Source organism: Pseudomonas sp. BP11-1-1 (genome assembly GCF_052112105.1).
Lineage (GTDB): Bacteria > Pseudomonadota > Gammaproteobacteria > Pseudomonadales > Pseudomonadaceae > Aquipseudomonas > Aquipseudomonas alvandae.
Map to the genome: position 1 here is coordinate 363,152 of NZ_JAUTYU010000003.1, position 20,334 is coordinate 383,485.

Annotated in this window: 18 protein-coding genes and 1 pseudogene; 9 read left to right on the forward strand and 10 right to left on the reverse strand. The window is 61.6% G+C overall.

The window, feature by feature from the left end:
• Positions 1 to 2 precede the first annotated feature (2 nt).
• Genes Q7C33_RS08375 through Q7C33_RS08390 form a run of 4 tightly spaced genes read left to right on the forward strand, consistent with a single transcriptional unit; the run spans position 3 to position 4,034 of the window.
• Positions 3 to 809 (forward strand): ABC transporter substrate-binding protein, encoded by an 807-nt coding sequence (locus Q7C33_RS08375; protein WP_407683182.1) that lies wholly within the window; start codon positions 3 to 5, stop codon positions 807 to 809.
• 12 nt (positions 810 to 821) lie between these two features.
• The gene (locus Q7C33_RS08380) at positions 822 to 1,598 is read left to right on the forward strand and encodes an amino acid ABC transporter permease (RefSeq protein ID WP_323154928.1); all 777 of its coding nucleotides are present in this window, start codon (positions 822 to 824) and stop codon (positions 1,596 to 1,598) included.
• A gap of 2 nt (positions 1,599 to 1,600) precedes the next feature.
• The gene (locus Q7C33_RS08385; RefSeq protein WP_024616526.1) at positions 1,601 to 2,380 is read left to right on the forward strand and encodes an amino acid ABC transporter ATP-binding protein; all 780 of its coding nucleotides are present in this window, start codon (positions 1,601 to 1,603) and stop codon (positions 2,378 to 2,380) included.
• Between the two features lie 43 nt (positions 2,381 to 2,423).
• Positions 2,424 to 4,034 (forward strand): gamma-glutamyltransferase family protein, encoded by a 1,611-nt coding sequence (locus tag Q7C33_RS08390; protein WP_323154927.1) that lies wholly within the window; start codon positions 2,424 to 2,426, stop codon positions 4,032 to 4,034.
• Positions 4,035 to 4,061: 27 nt separating this feature from the next.
• Here the strand turns inward: Q7C33_RS08390 and Q7C33_RS08395 are convergent, their stop codons facing one another.
• Positions 4,062 to 4,940 carry a LysR substrate-binding domain-containing protein gene (locus Q7C33_RS08395; protein ID WP_407683183.1) on the reverse strand — a complete coding sequence of 293 codons (879 nt, stop codon included), beginning with the start codon at positions 4,938 to 4,940 and terminating at the stop codon, positions 4,062 to 4,064.
• 122 nt (positions 4,941 to 5,062) lie between these two features.
• Here Q7C33_RS08395 and Q7C33_RS08400 point away from each other — a divergent pair, with 122 nt between their 5' ends.
• Complete coding sequence (locus tag Q7C33_RS08400) at positions 5,063 to 5,488, forward strand: VOC family protein (protein WP_030141599.1); 426 nt, start codon at positions 5,063 to 5,065, stop codon at positions 5,486 to 5,488.
• 70 nt (positions 5,489 to 5,558) lie between these two features.
• On the opposite strand, the gene Q7C33_RS08405 is transcribed toward Q7C33_RS08400, so the two are convergent.
• From Q7C33_RS08405 to Q7C33_RS08430, 6 genes are all read right to left on the reverse strand, one after another.
• The gene (locus Q7C33_RS08405; protein ID WP_407683184.1) at positions 5,559 to 6,551 is read right to left on the reverse strand and encodes a LacI family DNA-binding transcriptional regulator; all 993 of its coding nucleotides are present in this window, start codon (positions 6,549 to 6,551) and stop codon (positions 5,559 to 5,561) included.
• A gap of 75 nt (positions 6,552 to 6,626) precedes the next feature.
• Positions 6,627 to 8,129 carry a glycoside hydrolase family 32 protein gene (locus Q7C33_RS08410; protein WP_258647469.1) on the reverse strand — a complete coding sequence of 501 codons (1,503 nt, stop codon included), beginning with the start codon at positions 8,127 to 8,129 and terminating at the stop codon, positions 6,627 to 6,629.
• Positions 8,126 to 9,265, reverse strand: coding sequence for an ABC transporter ATP-binding protein (locus Q7C33_RS08415; RefSeq protein ID WP_217859677.1), 1,140 nt, complete (start codon positions 9,263 to 9,265; stop codon positions 8,126 to 8,128). Before Q7C33_RS08415 ends, Q7C33_RS08410 begins: the two co-directional genes overlap by 4 nt.
• A 31-nt stretch (positions 9,266 to 9,296) precedes the next feature.
• The gene (locus Q7C33_RS08420) at positions 9,297 to 10,139 is read right to left on the reverse strand and encodes a carbohydrate ABC transporter permease (RefSeq protein WP_407683185.1); all 843 of its coding nucleotides are present in this window, start codon (positions 10,137 to 10,139) and stop codon (positions 9,297 to 9,299) included.
• On the reverse strand, positions 10,136 to 11,101 hold the full coding sequence (locus tag Q7C33_RS08425; protein ID WP_407683186.1) for a carbohydrate ABC transporter permease: 966 nt from the start codon (positions 11,099 to 11,101) through the stop codon (positions 10,136 to 10,138). The genes Q7C33_RS08420 and Q7C33_RS08425 overlap by 4 nt, the downstream gene beginning before the upstream one ends.
• Positions 11,102 to 11,122: 21 nt before the next feature.
• Positions 11,123 to 12,397 (reverse strand): ABC transporter substrate-binding protein, encoded by a 1,275-nt coding sequence (locus Q7C33_RS08430; protein ID WP_407683187.1) that lies wholly within the window; start codon positions 12,395 to 12,397, stop codon positions 11,123 to 11,125.
• 168 nt (positions 12,398 to 12,565) lie between these two features.
• On the opposite strand from Q7C33_RS08430, the gene Q7C33_RS08435 reads away from it, so the two are divergent.
• Positions 12,566 to 14,125 (forward strand): carbohydrate porin, encoded by a 1,560-nt coding sequence (locus tag Q7C33_RS08435; RefSeq protein ID WP_407683188.1) that lies wholly within the window; start codon positions 12,566 to 12,568, stop codon positions 14,123 to 14,125.
• Positions 14,126 to 14,143: 18 nt separating this feature from the next.
• Positions 14,144 to 15,115, forward strand: a pseudogene (locus tag Q7C33_RS08440) (hypothetical protein); the annotation flags it as partial.
• Positions 15,116 to 15,584: 469 nt separating this feature from the next.
• On the opposite strand, the gene Q7C33_RS08445 reads toward Q7C33_RS08440, so the two are convergent.
• The 3 genes from Q7C33_RS08445 to Q7C33_RS08455 form a co-directional block, all read right to left on the reverse strand.
• Positions 15,585 to 16,541: a sensor domain-containing diguanylate cyclase gene (locus tag Q7C33_RS08445; RefSeq protein ID WP_407683189.1), complete on the reverse strand. Its 957-nt coding sequence runs from the start codon at positions 16,539 to 16,541 to the stop codon at positions 15,585 to 15,587.
• Positions 16,542 to 16,544: 3 nt separating this feature from the next.
• On the reverse strand, positions 16,545 to 17,549 hold the full coding sequence (locus Q7C33_RS08450) for a response regulator (protein WP_407683190.1): 1,005 nt from the start codon (positions 17,547 to 17,549) through the stop codon (positions 16,545 to 16,547).
• Between the two features lie 145 nt (positions 17,550 to 17,694).
• The gene (locus Q7C33_RS08455) at positions 17,695 to 18,489 is read right to left on the reverse strand and encodes a helix-turn-helix transcriptional regulator (protein ID WP_198796736.1); all 795 of its coding nucleotides are present in this window, start codon (positions 18,487 to 18,489) and stop codon (positions 17,695 to 17,697) included.
• Positions 18,490 to 18,593: 104 nt separating this feature from the next.
• On the opposite strand from Q7C33_RS08455, the gene Q7C33_RS08460 reads away from it, so the two are divergent.
• Together Q7C33_RS08460 and Q7C33_RS08465 are read left to right on the forward strand one after the other, a co-directional pair.
• Complete coding sequence (locus tag Q7C33_RS08460; RefSeq protein WP_407683191.1) at positions 18,594 to 19,550, forward strand: threonine dehydratase; 957 nt, start codon at positions 18,594 to 18,596, stop codon at positions 19,548 to 19,550.
• Positions 19,551 to 19,653: 103 nt separating this feature from the next.
• Positions 19,654 to 20,274: a TetR/AcrR family transcriptional regulator gene (locus Q7C33_RS08465; RefSeq protein WP_030141577.1), complete on the forward strand. Its 621-nt coding sequence runs from the start codon at positions 19,654 to 19,656 to the stop codon at positions 20,272 to 20,274.
• The last annotated feature ends 60 nt before the right edge of the window (positions 20,275 to 20,334 follow it).

Sequence of the window (20,334 nt, forward strand, 5' to 3'; positions counted from 1 at the left end):
TCATGCATAAGCCTCGCCTGTTGGTCGCCGCTTTATCCTTGGGTTTCTGCGCTCAGTGGGCGATTGCCGCGCCCGTTGTCCCGGAGCGCCTGCTCAAGGCCGATAAACTCGTCTACTGCTCGGGCATGGACTCGCCGCCGCTGGTGTCCTTCGACGAGGCGCAGAAACCCAAGGGATTGACCGTGGACCTGGGGCTGGAAATCGCCAAGCGCCTGGGCAACAAGAAGGTCGAGTGGCGGGTGATTCCGTTTTCCGGATTGTTGCCGGCGCTGTTGGCCCAGCAGTGCGACATGATCGTCGACCAGTTGTTTGACAAGCCCGAGCGCCGTGAGGTGATCGACATCGTCAACTACATGTATTCCAGCCAGGCGGTGGTGGTGCCCAAGGGCAATCCGAAGGGCCTCAAGACGCTCAAGGATCTTTCCGGACACAAGGTTGCGGTGCTCAACGGGTCCACCATCAAGACCCTGCTCGACGCCGAGAACGAAAGCCTGGCGAAGGCCGGCAAGCCGCCGATGAAACTGGTGGTCTACAACACCGACACCGATGCCTTCCAGGCCCTGCGCATCAGCCAGGTCCACGCCTACGGCACCACCGTGGAAACCGCCGGTTACTACGCGGCAATGGCGCCCGAGTTGTTCGAGGAAGGCGTGCCAGCCTTCAGTCGGATTCTCACCGGGCTGGGCATTCGCAAGGACGATCCACAACTGACCGCCGCCGTGCAGCAAGTCGTCAGCGACATGCGCGGCGACGGCAGCTACAGCCAACTGCTCGGCAAATGGCATGTCGCCAGTGACACACTTGATTGAGGTAGACCCTTGATGAATTTCAATTGGGATGTGTTCTGGCAGTACCTGCTGCAACCCAGCGGGGTGTACCTCACCGGGCTCTGGCTGACCTGCGTGATCAGTGTGCTGGCGATGCTGCTGGGCTGCGTGCTGGGATTGGCCGCCGCGCTGCTGCGGCTGTCGAGGAACCCGTTGCTGCATCTGCCGGTGCGTTTTTACGTGTGGCTGATGCGCGGTACGCCGCTGCTGGTGCAGATCGTCTTCCTCTACACGGCGCTGGCCGCCGGCGGGATCTTCCGCTTCGAAGACATCGAACTCTTTGGCCTGGTGATCCCCGGCAATATCCAGGCGGCGATCATCGCCCTGGGCCTCAATGAAGGCGCGTACATGGCCGAGATCATTCGCGCCGGCATCGGCGCGGTGGACAAGGGCCAATACGAGGCCGGACGCTCTCTGGGCATGACCTTCGCCAAGCTGATGCGCCGCATCGTCTTGCCCCAGGCGTTCCGGGTCATCGTGCCGCCGTTGGGTAACGAGTTCAATGTGATGCTCAAGAACACCACGCTGGTCAGCGTGATCGGTGTGCAGGAATTGCTGCTCAGTACCCAGATGGTCACGTCGGCGACGTTCCGGGTGTTCGAGTTGTATTTGGTGGTGGCGATCTACTTCCTCTTGCTGACCACGTTGTGGGGCTTCTTCCAGCGCTGGCTGGAGGCCCGCTTCGGCCAGTCGGACCGGCCTTCGTCGCCACCGCCTGCGTCGACGAGGATGTTCGGTCGCAGCACCTTGAACCTGCTGAGGGCACGTTGACCATGGCGCACAAAAGCGAAGAGTTGATCATCGAGGCGCTGGACGTTCACAAGTCCTTTGGCGAGTTGCAGATTCTCAAGGGCATCTCCTTGCAAGTGCGGCGCGGCGAAGTGGTGGTGCTGATCGGTGCGTCGGGCTCGGGCAAGACCACCTTCATCCGTTGCATCAATCTGCTGGAAGACATCCAGGGCGGACGCATCCGCGTCAATGGTCGCGCCATGGGCTATCGCGAGCGGGCCGATGGCAGCCTGGTGCGTGAGTCAGAGCGCAACATCGCCCGGCAGCGGCGCGACATCGGCATGGTGTTCCAGCGCTTCAACCTGTTCCCGCACATGACTGCGCTGGAAAACATCATCGAGGCGCCGATCCAGGTGCTCGGCGTGCCGCGCGCCGCCGCGTTGGAACAGGCCCGCGGGTTGCTGGAGCGGGTCGGGCTGGCGGACAAGGCCGATCATTATCCGTCGATGCTTTCCGGCGGCCAGCAGCAGCGGGTGGCGATTGCCCGTGCCTTGGCGATGAAACCCCAGGCCATGCTGTTCGACGAACCTACCAGCGCCCTCGATCCGGAGACCGTCGGCGAGGTGCTGCAGGTGATGAAGGAACTGGCCGAGGAGGGCATGACCATGGTCGTGGTGACCCACGAAATGGGTTTTGCCCGGGAAGTGGCCGACCGCGTGGTAGTGCTCGATCAGGGCGAGCTGATCGAACAGGGGCCGCCGGAGCAGATTTTCTGCCACCCCATTCATCCGCGTACCCGGGCGTTTCTCAGCCGGGTGCTTTGACTTTTTCCAGCGACTGAATTGCCGCATTGAAGAGCCTTTCGCCATGCTGAAATTTTCTGCCCATGAGTACCCTTATCCATCGCAACGCCAGAGCGTTTTCGCCCGTCGAGGCATGGTCGCCGCGTCCCAGCCCCTGGCCGCTCAGGCGGGCATCGAAATCATGCAAAAAGGCGGCAATGCCATCGACGCCGCCATCGCCACGGCGGCAGCATTGACTGTCGTGGAACCCACGGGCTGCGGCATCGGCGGCGACGCCTTTGCCTTGGTCTGGTGCAAGGGCCAGCTGCATGGCCTCAACGGCAACGGCCATGCGCCGGCCGCCTTGAGCATCGAGGCGGTCAAGGCCGCCGGCCATGAAAAGATGCCGGTCTATGGCTGGACACCGGTGACGGTCCCGGGCTGCCCGTCAGCCTGGGCCGAGTTGTCCCGACGCTTCGGCAAACTGCCCTTCGCCGAGCTGCTGCAACCGGCCATCAGCCTGGCGCGGGACGGCTTTGCCTTGTCACCGGTGGTCGCCCATCAATGGCAAGTCGCGGTGAACGAGTTCACGCCCCATCGCGATGCCGTGCTGGACACCTGGTTCGAGACCTTCCTGATCGATGGCCGCGCGCCTCGGGCCGGGGAGATTTTTCGCAATCCGGCCCAGGCCAAGACCCTGCAGGAATTAGCCGATACCCGCTGCGAAAGCCTCTATCGCGGCGCATTGGCCGAGCGCCTGGACGCCCATTCCCGGGCCAGCGGCGGCTACCTGCGTGCCTCGGACCTCAAGGACTATCGCGCCCAGTGGGTAGAGCCCATCCACGTCAATTACCGAGGCGTGGATGTCTGGGAAATCCCGCCGAGCGGGCAGGGCCTGGTGGCGTTGATGGCGTTGAATATCCTGGAGGGTTTCAACTTCGATCACCGCGACAGCCAACAGACCTGGCATCGCCAACTGGAGGCGATGAAGCTGGCCTACAGCGACGGCCTGCACCACATCACCGACCCCCTGCACATGCGCGTGGCGGTCGCCGATCTGCTCAGCGCCGACTACAGCGCCCGCCGTCGCGGCCAGATCGGCGAGCAGGCCCAACCGCCCAAGCCCGGCGATCCCCACGCCAGTGGCACGGTGTACCTGGCGACGGCGGATGGGGAGGGCAACATGGTCTCGTTCATCCAGAGCAACTACCACGGATTCGGCTCCGGCGTGGTGCTACCCGACAGCGGCATTGCCCTGCAGAACCGCGGTCAGGAATTCAGCCTCGATCCGAACCACGCCAACTGCCTGGCCCCGGGCAAGAAGACTTTTCATACCATCATCCCGGGTTTCCTCACCCGCAATGGCGAGGCCCTCGGCCCGTTCGGCGTGATGGGCGGCTACATGCAGCCCCAGGGGCATGTGCAGATGGTCATGAACCTGGTGGATTTCGGCCTGAACCCGCAAGCGGCCCTGGACGCGCCGCGCTGGCAATGGCTGGGCGGAATGAAGGTCGGGATCGAGCAGGGGGCTTCCCGGGACTTGATCAATGCGCTGGCAAGACGCGGCCATGAAGTCACGGTTGCCAGTGACCTGACCGACTATGGACGCGGCCAGATCATCCTGCGCGATCCCGTCAGCGGCGTGCTGTGCGGCGGGACCGAGCCTCGGGCGGATTCACATATCGCGGTCTGGTGAGGAGGGTCATGCAGGTCCACGGCTGGTCTATCCGATCCCGCCGCCGGCCTGCGCGATGACCAGTTCGGCCAGGATCGCGACGGGGTCGGCCAGGCTCTGTCGCGACCGGTGGATCAGGCCGATATCACGATGAAACGTGTGCGCCCCGAGGTCGAGTGCCCGCACGCCCTTGGGCCATGGTTGATGGGCTGAGGTCTGCGGCACCAGGGCGACACCGACGCCTTTCTCGACGAGCTTGATGATCGCGTCCAGTTCATCCAGCTCGCACACCTCACGCAGTGTGAAATGCATCTGCCGCAGGAAGCGATCGACTTGCCTGCCGCCGAAGGAAGAGCGGTCATAACGAATGAAGGGTTGGCCGGACAGCAGCGCCGACCAATCCTCGCCCGGCATCTTACGCGGGACGATCAGCCGATAAGGCTCAAGCGCCAGCGTCGTCCAGCGCAGATCGCTTTGCAGCGAAAACGGCGGACGGATCATCACCGCCATGTCGATCTCGCCGGCGTCCACCAGGTTGATCAACTCGACCGAGAGGCCGGGCACGACACGCGTGCGGCATTGGGGACATTGCTGGTGAAACCTGGCGAGGGCGTCCGGCAGGTAGGCGCGCTGGACTGAGGCGATCGCACCGATATTCACCAATACGCTGGGTGGAAGCCCGGGCGTCGTGGAACCGAGATTCTCGTAAAGGCGAATCAGCTCCTGGGCTTGCAGGAGTATCTGCTGGCCACGCTTGTTGAGGTGGGCCGAGCGGCCTTTGCGGTCGAACAGGTCGAAGCCCAGCTCGGTTTCCAGGCGCTGGATCTGCGCACTGACCGCCGCCTGGGTGAGGCCGATCTTGTGCCCGGCGGCGGCGAAGGTGCCTTCGCGCGCCACGGCGATGAGGGTCTTGAGTTCTTTGATCATTGATCAACATTAGTTGTGTTTCTAAGAAATTTATATTGATTTTTTTGTTGTGCCTGCGCGCCTACGATGGAATGCACGCGCCGGTGCGTACCCGATAAACAAAAAACGTTCCTGGAGTCCCGATGAGCCTCTCACCTTTCCACCTTGCGATTCCGGTTTATGACCTGGCGGCAGCCCGCACTTTTTATGGCCAAGTCTTTGGACTGGAGGAGGGCCGCTCCAGCGAGCAGTGGGTCGACTTCAACTTCTACGGGCATCAGCTAGTGATTCATGAACATCCCAAGACCGCGTCCCAGGAAAGCGTGCACAGCAACGCGGTGGATGGCCACGATGTGCCGGTGCCGCATTTTGGCGTGGTCTTGGGCTGGGCTGAGTGGGAAGCGCTGGCCGAGCGGTTGAAGTCCTTCGGCACGCAATTCGTGATCGAACCCTACGTGCGCTTCAAGGGCCAGGTCGGCGAGCAGGCGACGATGTTCCTGTTCGATCCGTGCGGCAATGCGCTGGAGTTCAAGGCGTTCAAGGACATGAGCCAGTTATTCGCGAAATAACGATTGGGCGTTCAAGACTGTGGGAGCAGGCTGGATGCAAAGCTCATGAACACTCACTATCCCTGTGGGACTACAACGATGCCCTGAGCACCAGTGGACAATCCACGGGCCGGGTGCCCGAGACGTCGAGGGTCTCGATCAGGTGCGTGGCCGCCTGGCGACCAATCTCGTAGTACGGCAGTTGGACTGTGGTCAGTGGCGGCATGAACAATTCGGCGATGCCGATCATGTTGTCATAGCCGAGCACAGCCACATCATCGGGAATTTTCAGGCCACGGCCCAACAACCATTGATAGGCGCAAAAGGCAATGCGGTCGTTGCCGCAGACCAGGATGTCAAATTGCGGACGACCTTCCACGATATGCCGTTCGAGAATGGCGGCGGTTTCACCATAGGCATCGTGGTCGGAAAGGTCGTATTGCAACAGTGCGCCAGGCGCCAGCCCGAATGCCTGGCAGGCGCGTTGCAAGCCCTGTTGACGCAGGCTCCAGGCGACGCTCTTCCTGGGCAGATTGATGCACAGCGGACGCCGGTAGCCTTGGCTCAGCGCGTGATGCACGGCGCGATACTGTCCAGCTTCATCGTCCGGCACATAGCTGACCAGTTGGCTGTCATCGGCCAGGCAATTGGCGAGCACCAGGGGCTTGCTCTTGAGTCGCTCGGGAATGCTCACCTGGCGCAACCCCATGGCGCTGAAGATCAAGCCGTCGGGGCGGTGCGACAGCATCAAGTCGATGTTCTGGTCGGTGGGCGGGCTGCTCAGCAGGTTGAGGATGAAGACATTCCAGCCAGCCTGCTGCGCGGTCTGTTCGATGGACAGCAGCAACTCGACGGCGAACGGCGTAGTCGCGGTGTCCAGTGCGAACACACCGATGGTGCGCGCCTGCAAGTTGTCGCCGCGCATCCGGCGCGCCGACAGGCTCGGTACGAACTGCAATTCATCGATGGCGCGACGTACCCGTTGAAGGGTTTCGGGGCTCAGTTTTTCCGGCGTGTTGAGCGCGCGCGAAACCGTCATCAGGGATACGCCGGCCAGCTGTGCAACGTCTTTCACGGAAGTCATGCGAAGTGTGGCCAGTCAGGTTGACGTGGAATCATGACACAGGCCCCTGGTTTCTCGCGACTCGAATGACCCGACTCACAGCCATCCCGACCCCAGCGGCCACGCCTTGGGAATGGCGACACGCCCACCCGTCCCGTTTGCCAATAGCGTCACCCCGAGGCTATCGGGCCGTGGGTAGATGCGGCTGCTGAGGCTGAAGCGGCCGTTGTCCTCAAACACCTCGATGGACGAACGATCGAGGAACACCCGCAGGTGCAGTTGCGTTTCCTCGGGCGCTATCGAGACGCTGCGCTGGCCACTCACTTGCGCACCCGAGCGGCCGCGGTCTAGCACCAGGCGTCGCAGTGCCGCATCGTAATAGAGCAAGGTCTGTTCCTGCCCATCGGCACTGCAGCGCAAGGCGACGCCCAATTGGCCTTCGGTGCAGCCGAGCAGGTCCAGGTGCACATGGATTTCGAGCCTGTCGCCCGTCACTTGCGGCACCGAACAGTAGCCAGATTCGCCCCACGGCGCGACGCTCGGCAATGGCGCCTGGCGCAGCGCGACCAGTTCCCGTGCCGGGAACGTGCCAAGGCGATCGCCTTGCAGTTCCAGCTCGCGCGGCAAGCCGAGCATGCCGCACCAGTGATGGGCCTGGCTCGGCATCGGGCTTTCCCACATGTCCAGCCAGGCCCACACCAGGCGCCGGCCATCGACGGTTGCCAATGTTTGCGCAGCATAGAAATCGTGACCGTTATCCAGTTCGATGAACGGCCCGCCGGTGAAGTGCCAGTCGCTGTCGAGGCGGCCAATGCGATAACCGGTCTGGTACTTGTTGAGCCGTTCGTATCCCGCCGGTTGCATGCCTTGCGGCGAGTACAACAATACGTCGCGTCCGTCCAGGCGAAACAGGTCAGGACATTCCCACATGTAGCCATCGCCGTCAGTGCCCCTGGACGCGTAGTCGAGGAATTCCCAGGCGCGCAGGTCGGTGGAGCGGTACAGCGGCAGCAGTGGTGTATCGGCCAGGCGCGCCCCGACGATCAGGTACCAGTAGCCATCCGCGTGCCAGGCCTTGGGGTCGCGAAAGTGCATGATTCCCGCTTGCGGCGCGTGCTCGATGACGGCGCCATGCTTGACGAACCGCTCGCCGTCGACACTGGTGGCCAGGCACTGGACCTGGCGGATGAAGCGTTCGTCACCGATGTCGCCCAACCAGGTATGCCCGGTGTAGATCAGCGCCAGGGTGTCGCCACACACCACCGCACTCCCTGAAAAACAACCGTCGCGGTCGAAGTCATCGCCCGGCGCCAGGGCAATGGGCAGGTGCTGCCAATGAACCAGGTCGGCGCTCTTGGCGTGGCCCCAATACATCGGGCCCCATTGGGCGTCGAAGGGATGGTGCTGGTAGAACACGTGGTACTCGCCACGAAAGAACACCACCCCGTTCGGGTCGTTCATCCAACCGGTTGGCGGGGCCAGGTGATAGTCGGGTCGATAGTCGTGGATCAGGCGCGGCAGACCATCTTCCAGAGCCTGCTGGGCCATTTCGAGAGAAGCGGGTGTTGGATTGCTCATGGTATTCAAGGACAAGGTCATAGGGCGCCCGCATGGGCCGAGCGCGGAGCGAGGCCGTCGGGCAGGTTTTCGATGGCGCGGCGCTTCAACGCCGTGCCGTGCGCGTCGAAGACGTGGAGGTGGTCGATATCCAGTTGCAGCTCGACCCGGTCACCCACCCGCCATCCAGCGTTGACTTCGCAGCGACAGATCAGCGGTTCATCGCCGCCTGTTTCCAGGTGGACGTAGGTTTCACTGCCCAGGTATTCGACCCCGGCCACGACGATTCCGGTGTTTCCCTGGGCCACGTTGAGTGACACGTGCTCCGGACGAATCCCCAGGCTCAGCGGGCTGTTCGTCGCCAGGTGGGTGCTGTCGATGGGGAGGCGCGTCATCCCCAGCAAGGGGCTGTCGATCAGGCTGGTTTCGCCTGGGTGATGCAGGCTTGCCGGCAGGAAATTCATCTTGGGCGAGCCGAGGAAACCGGCGACAAAACGGCTGGCCGGACGCTCGTAGAGTTCCCGCGGCGAGCCGACCTGCTCGATGCGTCCACCGTTGAGCACGACAATCTTGTCGGCCAGGGTCATCGCTTCGACCTGGTCGTGGGTCACGTAGATCATGGTCGAACCCAGTCGCCCATGCAGGCGGGCGATTTCGTTGCGCATCTGCACGCGCAACGAGGCATCGAGGTTGGACAACGGCTCGTCGAACAGCAGGATGTCCGGCTCCCGCGCCATGGCCCGGCCCATCGCCACGCGCTGACGCTGGCCGCCCGACAGTTCCCTTGGCTTGCGTTGCAGCAGTTTGTCCAATTGCAGGATCTGCGCGGTTTTCAGCACGCGCTCGCGCAGGCTGGTCTTCTCGGTCTTGGCCAGCTTGAGGCCAAAACTGATGTTGTCGTAGACGCTCATGTGCGGGTACAGCGCATACGATTGGAACACCATGCCGACGCCACGCTCGCGCGGCTCCAGGTCGTTGACCCGGCGTCCGTCGATCAGCAGGTCGCCGCCACAGATCGAGTCCAGCCCGGCGATCAGCCGCAGCAGGGTGGACTTTCCGCAACCCGACGGGCCGACGAAGACGACGAATTCGCCTGCCGAGATTTCCAGGCTGACGTCACGAAGAATGTGTGCGCCGCCCAATTGTTTGTTCACGTTATCCAGCTTCAACTTGATCACGATGCTGTTCCTTTGTTGTCTGTGTTGGGCCTCAACCCTTTAACGCACCGGCAGTGAGGCCGGAAACGATGCGGCGCTGGAAGATCAGCACCAGAATCACCAAGGGCACCGTGACCAGCACCGACGCCGCCATCAACAAGCCCCAAGGCAGCTCATGGGGACTGCCGCCGGAAATCAGCGCGATGGCGACCGGGACCGTGCGTTGCGAGTCGGTGAGGGTGAAGGTCAGGGCGAAGAGGAACTCGTTCCATGCGGCGATGAAGGCCAAGAGCCCCGTGGTGACCAGTGCCGGCCAGAGCAGCGGCAGCAGCACGCGGGTCAGCGTGACCCAGGGTGACGCACCGTCCATGATCGCGGCCTCTTCTAACTCATGGGGCAGTTGCCCCATGAAGGTGGTCAGCACCCAGACGGTGAAGGGCAGGGTGAAAATCGTATAGCTCAGGATCAATGCCCAGGACGTGTTGTACAGGCCCAGGGCACGGATCACTTCGAACAATCCCGACAGCACCGCGACTTGGGGAAACATCGAGACACCGAGGACCATCATCAACACCGGACCGCGCCCGCGAAACTTCACCCGGCCCAAGGCATAGGCGGCGGTCAAGCTGAGGAACAGCGCCAGCGCGACCACGCACAGCGAAACCACCAGCGAATTGCCGATGGCCCGCAGGAACGAGGCCTGGTTGAGCACGGCGACATAGTTGGAGAAGTCCGGGTTATCGATCCAGTAGCTCACCTGGAACAAGGCGCTGGACGGCTTCAACGACATCACGATGGCGTAATAGAAAGGGAAGACCGCATACACCAGCAAGGTCCCGATCAGGCTCCAGAAGCCGAGGCGCAACAAGGCTTTTTTCAACAGGCGAGGGCTCATGAGCGCACCTCCAGTTGACGACGTCCGAGGTACAGATATGCCATGGCGATCACCGCCACGACGAGGAACAGCAAGGTCGAGGCGGCGCTGCCGTAGCCGACGTCCTGGAATTCCACCAGGTGTTGGCGGGCATAGACCGACATGCTCATGGTGCTCGATGAGTTCGAGGTCAATACATAGATGACGTCGAACACCCGCAAGGAATCGAGGATGCGGAAGATCGCTGCCACTAACAATGCCGGCATCAGCAGCGGCAGGGTGACCCACCAGAACACCTTGACCGGGTGAATGCCATCGACCCTCGCGGCTTCGTAGCAATCGCTGGGCAGCATCTGCAAGGCGGCGAGCATCAGCAGCGTGACGAAGGGCACGGTCTTCCAGACGTCGACGATGATCACCGCCCACATCGACAGGTCCGCGTCGGCTGTCCAGGCCAGGGGCACGTCAATCAGGCCGAGGCCGAGCATGAGGTGATTGATGATGCCGAACTGGTCGTTGAGCATCCATGACCAGATTTTCGCCGAGACAATGGTCGGGATCGCCCAGGGAATCAGGATCAACGCCCGCACCAGGGCGCGACCGGTGAACTTGACGTTCAGCAGCAGCGCCACCAGCAGCCCGAGGACGATTTCCAGCCCCACCGACACCACGGTGAAATGCAACGTGTTGCGCACCGCATTCCACCACTGTGGATCGACCAGGATGCCTGACCAGCCGGCACTGCTGTGAAACAGGTAGTTGCTCAAGCCGACAAAGGTCGCGTCGCCGGTGTCGGCCAGGCTGGCGTCGGTGAGGCTGAACCAGAACGTGCGCAGCAGCGGCCAGGCTGCCACCAGTGCCAGGCACAGCAGCATCGGCGTCAGAAACAGCCAGGCGGCGCGAACGCGGCGGCGTTGTACCGGTGTTTCCCGGGTGAGCAGTTGCTCGCCATCGTCGTGGGCGAGAGTCGTGGAGACAGACATGGTGATTTCCTTCCTTGGGGCTTACCAGCTCCGGCGTTTGATCCGTGTGAGTTCGCTTTCCAACTCGGCCAGCGCCTGGTCCACCGGCCGCTCGTCCGCGAGCACGCCATGCACTTGATCGAAGAATGCATTGGACACCCGTGGATAGCGGTCGGCCGTGATCGAGGCGGGGCGCATGACCCCGTCGTTGAGAATGCTGTGAAGTTGTTTGTAGTAGGGCATGGCGGCGAGTAACTCAGGGTCCTGGTAGAGCGACTCGATCACCGGGTTGTAGGCACCCACCAGGGCGCGATGTTTCTGCTGTTGGGCACTGCTCAGGTAGCTCACCAGTTCGGCGGCGAGCTTCGGATTGGCGCTGTAGCGCGACACCGCCAGGCCCCAGCCGCCGAGGGTGGACGCGTGGCTGCCCGTGGCGCCGCCGCGGGGCAGGGGAGCGACGCCGACCTTGTCCTTGACGGCACTGTCCGGGCTTTGCACCAGGGCCCAGACATACGGCCAATTGCGCATGAACAGTGCATTGCCGGACTGGAAGACGCCGCGTCCTTCTTCCTCGGTGTAATTGAGCACGCCACGCGGGGCGATGTCGCCCACCCAGCTTTTCGCCAGGGTCAACGCCGCCCTCGAGGCCTGACTGTTCACGACGATGTCGCCTTGCGCGTTGACCAGCCCGCCTTGCGGTTGGCTGCTGATCCATTCCAGCGCATTGCACGTCAGGCCTTCATAGGCGCGCCCCTGGAAAACGTAACCCCATGCGTTAGCGTTCCCGGCATCACGCTCGGCCTGCTGGACGACCCTGGCGGTGATCGTCATTTCTTCCCAGGTCTGGGGCACGGGCTTGTTGTACTTCTCGAGCAAGTCCTTGCGGTAATACAGCAGCCCCGAGTCGGTGAACCACGGCATCGTCACCAGGCGTCCGTTCACCGTGGCGTTGTCCACCTGGGCCTGGAAATAACCTTGGGTGGCGTTGGCCGGCAGCACTTCGCGCAGGTCCATCAAGTGCTTGGCCAACATGCCCGGCCACACCATATCGATTTGGATGATGTCGATGTCGCTGGATTGCGCACTGAGGATCTGTTGATAGAACGACAACCGCTCGGTCGCCGAGTTAGGCGTGGAAACCACTTCGACGCTGTTGCCCGTCTGTTTCGACCACGCCTCGACAGCCTCCTTGCACAGTTGCAATTCCGCACCCACGGCACCGCAGGAAATCGTCAGGTTGGCAGCCATCGACAGGGATGGAAACCCGATGCAAAGGCTGAGCAGCGCCGTCGGGACGAGCGATTTGAACTGTTTCATAAAGCCCTCTTTATTTTTGTTTTTGGAAAAGTTAACGTTAACATCGCCAAATGTAGCAGTGTATTAGCAACGAGGCATCCTTTTTTTCCTCAGGATCGATAAATCCGGACCTTGGGGAAAAGACCGGCTGCGGCAACAGAACAATAAAAACAAGACAGGGAAATCCACATGCAGAAAGCATCAAGCTGGCTACTCGCAAGCGCGCTCGGCGCCTCGGCAGTCACCTCTCAGGCCGCTACTCTCGAAGAGCGAATGGCGGCGTTTGAAGCCCGTGCCAGCGCAGCGGAAAAACGCGCCGCAGCTGCCGAACAGCAAACCCAGGCCCTCGCCAGGGAACTGCAGCAAATCAAACTCGCCACGCCAGCGGCTGCTGTCGCCGTTGCTGCCCCGGTTGCGACGCCGACCGTTGATGCGCGCCTGGCAAAACTCGAAGCCCGCCAGCAAAGCACGGAAAAGCAGGGCAGTGGCGCACACCTCACGGACGGCTTCAGCTTCAAGGGCTACGCCCGCTCCGGCTTGCTGATCAACGATGGCTTGGGCGGTGGTCGTGGCGGTCCATACACCACGCCGGCCGGTTCTGTCGGTGGCGCCGTCGGGCGACTCGGAAACGAGGACGACACCTACATGCGCATCGACCTGTCGAAAGAGCTGTACGCGCAGAACGGCACCCGCTCCAAATTCACCGTGTCCATTGCCGACGGCGTGGAAAGCTCCAATGACTGGACTGCCGAGGAAAGCAACCTGAACGTGCGCCAGGTGTTCACCGAACTCGATCACCTCGCGGCATTCAAGGGCAACGCGATGTTCGAAAATTCGACCCTGTGGGCAGGCAAGCGCTTCGACAGGGACAATTTCGACATCCACTGGTTGGACTCCGATGTTGTCTATCTGGCGGGTACCGGCGGCGGTATCTACGATGTACAGATGAACAGGAACTGGCGCTCGAACTACTCATTGATCGGTCGCAACTACGGGGACTTCAGCGAGGGCGGCGTCAATGCCGATGTGGAAAGCTACATCCTGACCTCCAACCAATTTTTCGACGGTGGGCAGTGGCAATGGATGTTCAACGCCATCGGCTCGAAGAAAAACGACTTCGGCACCCGCGTCAACGAAGCAGGGCTGGCGCCAGCCGACTCTGGCTTGCACAGCATGGTCGCCAATCACCAGAAGACCTTTTTCGGCCGCGAAGGCTTCTTCAAGACGGCGCTGCTCTATGGCCAGGGATTGGGGGCCGAGGTCAAGAACATTGGCGCCGATGGTGAACTGATCGACGACGCCCGTGCCCTGCGCGTGGCGCTGTACGGCGAAACGCCCCTGGCGCCCAACTGGCGCATCGGCCCGAGCCTGCTGGCTGAGCAAAGCAAGGACCGCTACGTCAAGGGTGATGACTACCGCTGGATGACGCTCAACGTGCGGTTGGCCAATGCGATCAACAGCAATTTCGAAATGGCCTACGAGATGAGCTGGCAAACCATGCAGCTCGACCCCAAGGGCTACTTGCAACGCAATGCAGTCGACGGCAACTTCTGGAAGTTCACGATCGCCCCGACCTTCAAGCCCGACCTGGGCGATCTGCTCACGCGCCCCGAGTTGCGCGTGTTCGCCAGCGTCATGAACTGGTCGTCGGACCTGGACAGGTACAGCGCCACGGATTCCTTTGGCAAGACTGACTTCAACGCTGGCGGTGTGTGGCAGTACGGTATCCAGATGGAAACCTGGTTCTGATGCCCGCCAGTTGAAACCTGTGGGAGCGGGCTTGCTCGCGAAAGCATTGGATCAGCTTGCAATGATGCTGGATGTGCCGACGCCTTCGCGAGCAAGCTCGCTCCCACAGTTTTACCGAGTTGCTCACAGACCTTGCGTACGCCACACCCCTTGTGGGAGCGAGCCTGCTCGCGAAAGCATTGGATCAGCTTGCAATGATGCTGGATGTGCCGACGCCTTCGCGAGCAAGCTCGCTCCCACAGTTTTACCGAGTTGCTCACAGATCTTGCGTACGCCACACCCCTTGTGGGAGCGAGCTTGCTCGCGAAAGCGGTGGATCAGCTTGCAGTGATGTTGGATATTCCGACGTCTTCGCGAGCAAGCTCGCTCCCACAATAGTCCTGCGCTGAATGCAAAGCTCATGGACACCCAAGATCCCTGTGGGAGCGAGCTTGCTCGCGAAAGCGGTGGATCAGCTTGCAGTGATGTTGGATGTGCCGACGTCTTCGCGAGCAAGCTCGCTCCCACAATAGTCCCGCGCTGAATGCAAAGCTCATGGACACCCAAGATCCCTGTGGGAGCGAGCCTGCTCGCGAAAGCGGTGGATCAGCTTGCGGTGATGTTGGATGTGCTGACGTCTTCGCGAGCAAGCTCGCTCCCACAATAGTCCTGCGCTGAATGCAAAGCTCCTGGGAACCCAAGATCCCTGTGGTAGCGAGCTTGCTCGCGAAAGCGGTGGATCAGCTTGCAGTGATGTTGGATATTCCGACGTCTTCGCGAGCAAGCTCGCTCCCACAATAGTCCCGCGCTGAATGCAAAGCTCCTGGAAACCCAAGATCCCTGTGGGAGCGAGCCTGCTCGCGAAAGCGCTGGATCAGCTTGCAGTGATGTTGGATATGCCGACGCCTTCGCGAGCAAGCTCGCTCCCACAATAGTCCTGCGCTGAATGCAAAACTCATGGACACCCAAGATCCCTGTGGGAGCGAGCTTGCTCGCGAAAGCGGTGGATCACCTTGCAGTGATGTCGGATATGCCGGCGTCTTCGCGAGCAAGCTCGCTCCCACAATAGTCCTGCGCTGAATGCAAAGCTCATGGACACCCAAGATCCCTGTGGGAGCGAGCTTGCTCGCGAAAGCGGTGGATCAGTTTGCAGTGATGTTGGATGTGCCGACGTCTTCGCGAGCAAGCTCGCTCCCACAATAGTCCTGCGCTGAATGCAAAGCTCATGGAAACCCAAGATCCCTGTGGGAGCGAGCTTGCTCGCGAAGGCGGTGGATCAGCTTGCAGTGATGTTGGATATTCCGACGTCTTCGCGGGCAGGCTCGCTCCCACAATAGTCCTGCGCTGAATGCAAAGCTCCTGGGAACCCAAGATCCCTGTGGGAGCGAGCTTGCTCGCGAAAGCGGTGGATCAGCTTGCAGTGATGTTGGATATGCCGACGTCTTCGCGAGCAGGCTCGCTCCCACAAAGTCTTGGTGGGTCAGTGACCGTGGACTGTCACGCGATTGCGTCCGGTTTTCTTCGACGTGTACAACGCCTGGTCGGCCCGGGCGATCAGTTCGGCATGGTCGTTCGCCGGCGCGCTAAGGTCGGCCACGCCCAGGCTGATGGTGAAACGGATGTCCTGGCCGTTGTACTGCACCAACAACTGCTCGACGGCCTGTCGCAAGCGTTCGGCGAAAATCCGTGCGCCGGCCTGGTCGGTGTCCGACAGCACCACGCCGAACTCCTCGCCGCCGTAACGCCCGGCCACGTCGGACTCGCGAGCATGCTCGCGCAGCAGTTGGGCGAGCTGCTCAATGACTTTGTCGCCGGCCTGGTGGCCGTAGGTGTCGTTGACGTGCTTGAAGTGGTCGATGTCCAGCATCACCAGGCTCAGCGCATTGCCGTAGCGCTGGTGTCGGGCGTACGCGGCCTTCAAGCTGCCTTCCCAATGGCCGCGGTTGTACAGGCCCGTCAGGCGATCGGTACTGGAAAGCAGCTGCAGCTGAGCATTGGCAGCCTGGATCTGATGGCGATTGGTGGCGACATCGGTGACGTCGTAGATCACCAGGCAGATGTGGTTGATGCGGTTGTCCGGCGAGCGCAGCGGCAGCAGCGTGGTGTTCTGGTACATGAACTCTTCCTGGCCGGTGATCGGCTGGTAGCTCTTGAAGCGCATCAAGTACGGGCGCTGCTCCCAGACGGTGAACGCGGGCGTGCCCAGGGTCGCGACGCTTTCCACCTTGCGGCTGAACCACTGGCGGTCGATTTCCGGGAACAGGCTGAAGAAATTCCGGTTCTGGGCGTCCTTGGGCTGGACCCCGGAGCGGTTCTCCATGAAGGTGTTCCAGACTTGCACGCGGTACTCGCGGTCGAGCACCACCACGCCGACGTCGATGCTTTGAACGATGGCCAGCAACCAGTGGAATTCGTTCAGATCGATGGATTCGTTCATGGCTCAGTTCATCAGGTAGGCGAGTTTGTGGATCAGCCGCTCGATGGAGTCTTCCGTGAACAGCAGCAACAGATCGAACCGGATGTTCTGCCCTTCCAGGCTGTAGCTGATTTCCACCGCCAAGGTCTTTTTCCAACGGACGCGGTTCGCCTGGATCAGTTCTTCGATAGCCGCATGCTGGCCAAGAATCTGCGGATGGCCCTGGGAAAAAATCACATCGATCTGCTCGGCAATGCTGCTCAGGCACGCGCCGATCAGGATGCTCGACAGGTCCACCAACATTTCCAGGTCAGAGTAATCGGCGCTCTGGCGCTGCATCAGTTGCGCGATGTCGGCAATCTCCGAGTCATGGAAGATCAGCAGGGCTTCGCCAGCGATGCCGCTGCCGATGAATCCCTGGCAGATGGCCGTGAGTTGCTGGGAGTTGCCGACGTCGTTCAAGGCCATGTGCAATTCGCCCACCTCGAGAACGTTGACGTTCGGCACTGGCAGTTGCACGAAGACCCCCAGCACCTTGGCAATCAGCGCCGCCGCCTGGCCGATGGCAACGTTGACCGTTTCGCGAAACGCGTCCTGGAAGCTGATGGTCGCGTTCGACGCCGGCCGGTTCTGCAGCGGCGTCTTGCCGGGTTGGGTCAGCAGTCCCAACCGGTTGAGGGTCTGGCGCAGTTCGTTTTCGTCGAACGGTTTTTTCAGGAAGGCCAAGGCGCCCAGTTCATGGACGCGGCGCACGGCCTCGTCCTGGACGTCCCCTGAAATCACGATGACTTGCGCCGTGAGGCCCTCGGCGCGCAAGGCGCTCAAAACCTGGTAGCCGTCCATCTCCGGCATGGTCAGGTCGAGCAGTACTACGTGGCCCAGGCCCTGGCGTATGGCATCCATGGCCTGGCGGCCATTGACCGCCTCGGTGACTGAAACCGGCCAGTCTTGCGGCAGCGCACGCAGCACTTGCTTGCGCGCCATGGTGGAGTCGTCACACACAACCAGGGGAATCAACGGCACTGGCATGCCCAACGACGTTCAACTGTGGGGAAGGTCCTTCGTACATCACTCATAGGCGGCAGTGGCCCTCTGATTAACGAATGGAATGCAATTTGTAGCTTCTTTTAAAAACTGGACCATTAAGTCAAAGGCGTCAAATGCACTTCGTCATTTAACGCAATCGTGTCGGGCTCACCCCAAGACGCTGCTTGAACGTCGTTGCCATGTGTGCCTGTGAGCTGAAGCCGCAGGCGTGGGCGATTTCTGCGAGGGTCGCCGAGGAGTCTCGTATCAGCGCCCGGGCCTTGGCCAGGCGTCGGTCGATCAGGTAGCCGTGGGGGCTTTTACCGGTCGCGATCTTGAAGGCCCGCATGAAATACCCCTCGGATAATCCCAGCAGTTGCGCCATGGCTCGCACGCCCAACGGTTGGTCGAGGCCGGCATCGATGAACTCATCCAGCAGACGCATGCGGCTGTCGGTGATAGAGCCTTGGGGCCGTGCCGACAGGGCTTTTTCCGATGCTGCGCGTTCAGCCAGCGCGTGGGCCCAGGCTTCCCAATCGTCGTCGAACGAGCCGAGCAGCAGCGCACGACGCATGCGTTGCGCGAGGGCGATGGCGCGCGGGTCGATGCGGTTGTTGAAGGCTCGATCGCCCGCCAACACGACGCCGTCGGTGCGCATCACCCGCAGGTATTCACCGCCGTGGGGCGACTCGGAATACACATCACACTGGGCCGGGACGAACGCCAGGCCGTTGGGCATCGCATTGAAAGGCAGTACCCGATCACTGCCGATGGCGTGCTGGCCGCGCTGGCTGTCGAAGGCAAAGCCGATCGCCGCCTGGGTCGCGACGTATCGGGCCGCGTAGGCGCTGCCGGGGAGCAATTCGATCAACCACGGGCCGGCCTCGATGCGACGGGTCGATTCAGTCGGGCGTGGTGGCTGGGGGCGGTTTCGATGGCTCATGGTGTCCATAGTAGTGAAGGGGCGGCATAAAAGTCAGGTCGGTTTTTTGAAAGCCTGGGTTCGATGACCCTGCCTAGACTGGGCAAAACCACAGGAGACCGACCATGCACACATTGACGTACGACGATATCGAACAAGCGACTCGCCAGGTCTATCAGGTCATGCCCGCCACCGCGCAGTATGCCTGGCCCTTGCTGGCGGAGCGGTTGGGTTGCACGGTGTGGGTCAAGCATGAAAACCACACCCCGACGGGCGCGTTCAAGGTGCGCGGCGGCATCACCTTCATGCAGTGGCTCAAGCGCGAGCATCCGCACGTGAACGGGATCGTCACCGCGACCCGGGGCAACCACGGCCAGAGCCTGGCGCTGGCTGCCAGCGCGGCGGGGCTGCGGGCGTTGATCGTGGTGCCGGAGGGCAACTCGATCGAGAAGAACAACGCCATGCGCGGCTTCGGCGGCGAGGTGGTCGAATATGGCCGCGATTTTGACGAGGCCCGGGAAGAGGCGGCGCGCCTGGCGCAAACCCATGGGCTCTATCTCGTACCACCGTTTCACCCCGAGCTGGTCAAGGGCGTCGCCACCTATGCGCTGGAGTTGTTCAAGGCTGCGCCTGACCTGCACACCGTCTACGTGCCGATTGGCTGTGGCTCGGGAATCTGCGCGGTCATCGCCGCCCGCGATGCCCTCGGCTTGCAGAGCCAAATCGTGGGCGTGGTCTCCACCGAGGCGATGGCGGCGAAACGATCGTTTGAAGCGGCTGAAATCCACGAAACCCCCTCGGCCAATACCTTCGCCGACGGTCTCGCTGTGCGCAAGCCGATTCCAGAAGCCTTCGCCATCTATAGCGCCGGGGCGGCGCGGATCGTAGCGGTCAACGATGAGGAGATTGCCGAGGCCATGCGCGTCTATTACACCGACACCCACAATCTGGCCGAAGGGGCCGGGGCCGCGGCGTTGGCAGCGCTTATCCAGGAGCGCGCGGAGATGGAGGGGAAAAAGGTCGGGGTTATTCTGTCCGGTGGCAATGTCGACAGGTCGGTGTATGCGCGGGTGATCGGGTAGCTGCGGTATGGCGGTTTATCGAAGCAACTGGCGGTCAGTTTGTGACTGAATCTTAATTTGGTCATAAGTTGTCAACCCTCCTTGGGATGCGTAAGCTGCCCCCATGAACCAGCCATCGATAGCACCGCCCAGCGCCCGCGGCCCAGCCGATCACGAAATTCGTGACCAGATCATCGCGGCTGCCCACGAACATTTCAGCCAGTACGGCTTCGGCAAGACCACGGTTTCCGACCTGGCCAAGGCCATCGGCTTTTCCAAGGCGTACATCTACAAGTTCTTCGACTCCAAGCAGGCAATTGGCGAAGCCATCTGCTCCAATTGTCTGTCGACGATCGTCGACGCCGTGGACAAGGCCATCAATGAAGAGGGAATTTCGGCGACCGAGCGTTTTCGTCGGCTGGTCAAGACCTTGGTGGTTACCGGGGTGAGCCTGTTCTTCAACGACCGGAAGCTCTACGACATCGCGGCCTTCTCGGCTTCGGAACGCTGGCCCAGCTCCCGCGTCTACGACGCCAGGATCAAGGAATTCGTGTTGCAGATCATTCGCGAGGGCCGCGAACTCGGTGAGTTTGAACGTCGCACGCCACTGGACGAAACCGTGGATGCCATCCACTTGACCCTGCGGCCTTTCGTCAATCCGTTATTGCTGCAGCACAGCCTGGACTTCGTCGAAGAGGGCCCAGCGCTGACCGCCAATCTTATTTTGCGCAGCCTGATGCCCTGAGGCTTCGACTGACGGCGCGTCCATGCGGTCCTAAAGCAGATTGAACAGAAGCGTGACCAT

Bases quoted from the DNA above. Each gene is read 5' to 3' on its own strand.
- Q7C33_RS08375 (WP_407683182.1), top strand. From the start codon at position 3: ATGCATAAGCCTCGCCTGTTGGTCGCCGCTTTATCCTTGGGTTTCTGC.
- Q7C33_RS08380 (WP_323154928.1), top strand. From the start codon at position 822: ATGAATTTCAATTGGGATGTGTTCTGGCAGTACCTGCTGCAACCCAGC.
- Q7C33_RS08385 (WP_024616526.1), top strand. From the start codon at position 1,601: ATGGCGCACAAAAGCGAAGAGTTGATCATCGAGGCGCTGGACGTTCAC.
- Q7C33_RS08390 (WP_323154927.1), top strand. From the start codon at position 2,424: ATGCTGAAATTTTCTGCCCATGAGTACCCTTATCCATCGCAACGCCAG.
- Q7C33_RS08395 (WP_407683183.1), bottom strand. From the start codon at position 4,940: ATGATCAAAGAACTCAAGACCCTCATCGCCGTGGCGCGCGAAGGCACC.
- Q7C33_RS08400 (WP_030141599.1), top strand. From the start codon at position 5,063: ATGAGCCTCTCACCTTTCCACCTTGCGATTCCGGTTTATGACCTGGCG.
- Q7C33_RS08405 (WP_407683184.1), bottom strand. From the start codon at position 6,551: ATGACTTCCGTGAAAGACGTTGCACAGCTGGCCGGCGTATCCCTGATG.
- Q7C33_RS08410 (WP_258647469.1), bottom strand. From the start codon at position 8,129: ATGACCTTGTCCTTGAATACCATGAGCAATCCAACACCCGCTTCTCTC.
- Q7C33_RS08420 (WP_407683185.1), bottom strand. From the start codon at position 10,139: ATGAGCCCTCGCCTGTTGAAAAAAGCCTTGTTGCGCCTCGGCTTCTGG.
- Q7C33_RS08425 (WP_407683186.1), bottom strand. From the start codon at position 11,101: ATGTCTGTCTCCACGACTCTCGCCCACGACGATGGCGAGCAACTGCTC.
- Q7C33_RS08430 (WP_407683187.1), bottom strand. From the start codon at position 12,397: ATGAAACAGTTCAAATCGCTCGTCCCGACGGCGCTGCTCAGCCTTTGC.
- Q7C33_RS08435 (WP_407683188.1), top strand. From the start codon at position 12,566: ATGCAGAAAGCATCAAGCTGGCTACTCGCAAGCGCGCTCGGCGCCTCG.
- Q7C33_RS08445 (WP_407683189.1), bottom strand. From the start codon at position 16,541: ATGAACGAATCCATCGATCTGAACGAATTCCACTGGTTGCTGGCCATC.
- Q7C33_RS08450 (WP_407683190.1), bottom strand. From the start codon at position 17,549: ATGCCAGTGCCGTTGATTCCCCTGGTTGTGTGTGACGACTCCACCATG.
- Q7C33_RS08455 (WP_198796736.1), bottom strand. From the start codon at position 18,489: ATGAGCCATCGAAACCGCCCCCAGCCACCACGCCCGACTGAATCGACC.
- Q7C33_RS08460 (WP_407683191.1), top strand. From the start codon at position 18,594: ATGCACACATTGACGTACGACGATATCGAACAAGCGACTCGCCAGGTC.
- Q7C33_RS08465 (WP_030141577.1), top strand. From the start codon at position 19,654: ATGAACCAGCCATCGATAGCACCGCCCAGCGCCCGCGGCCCAGCCGAT.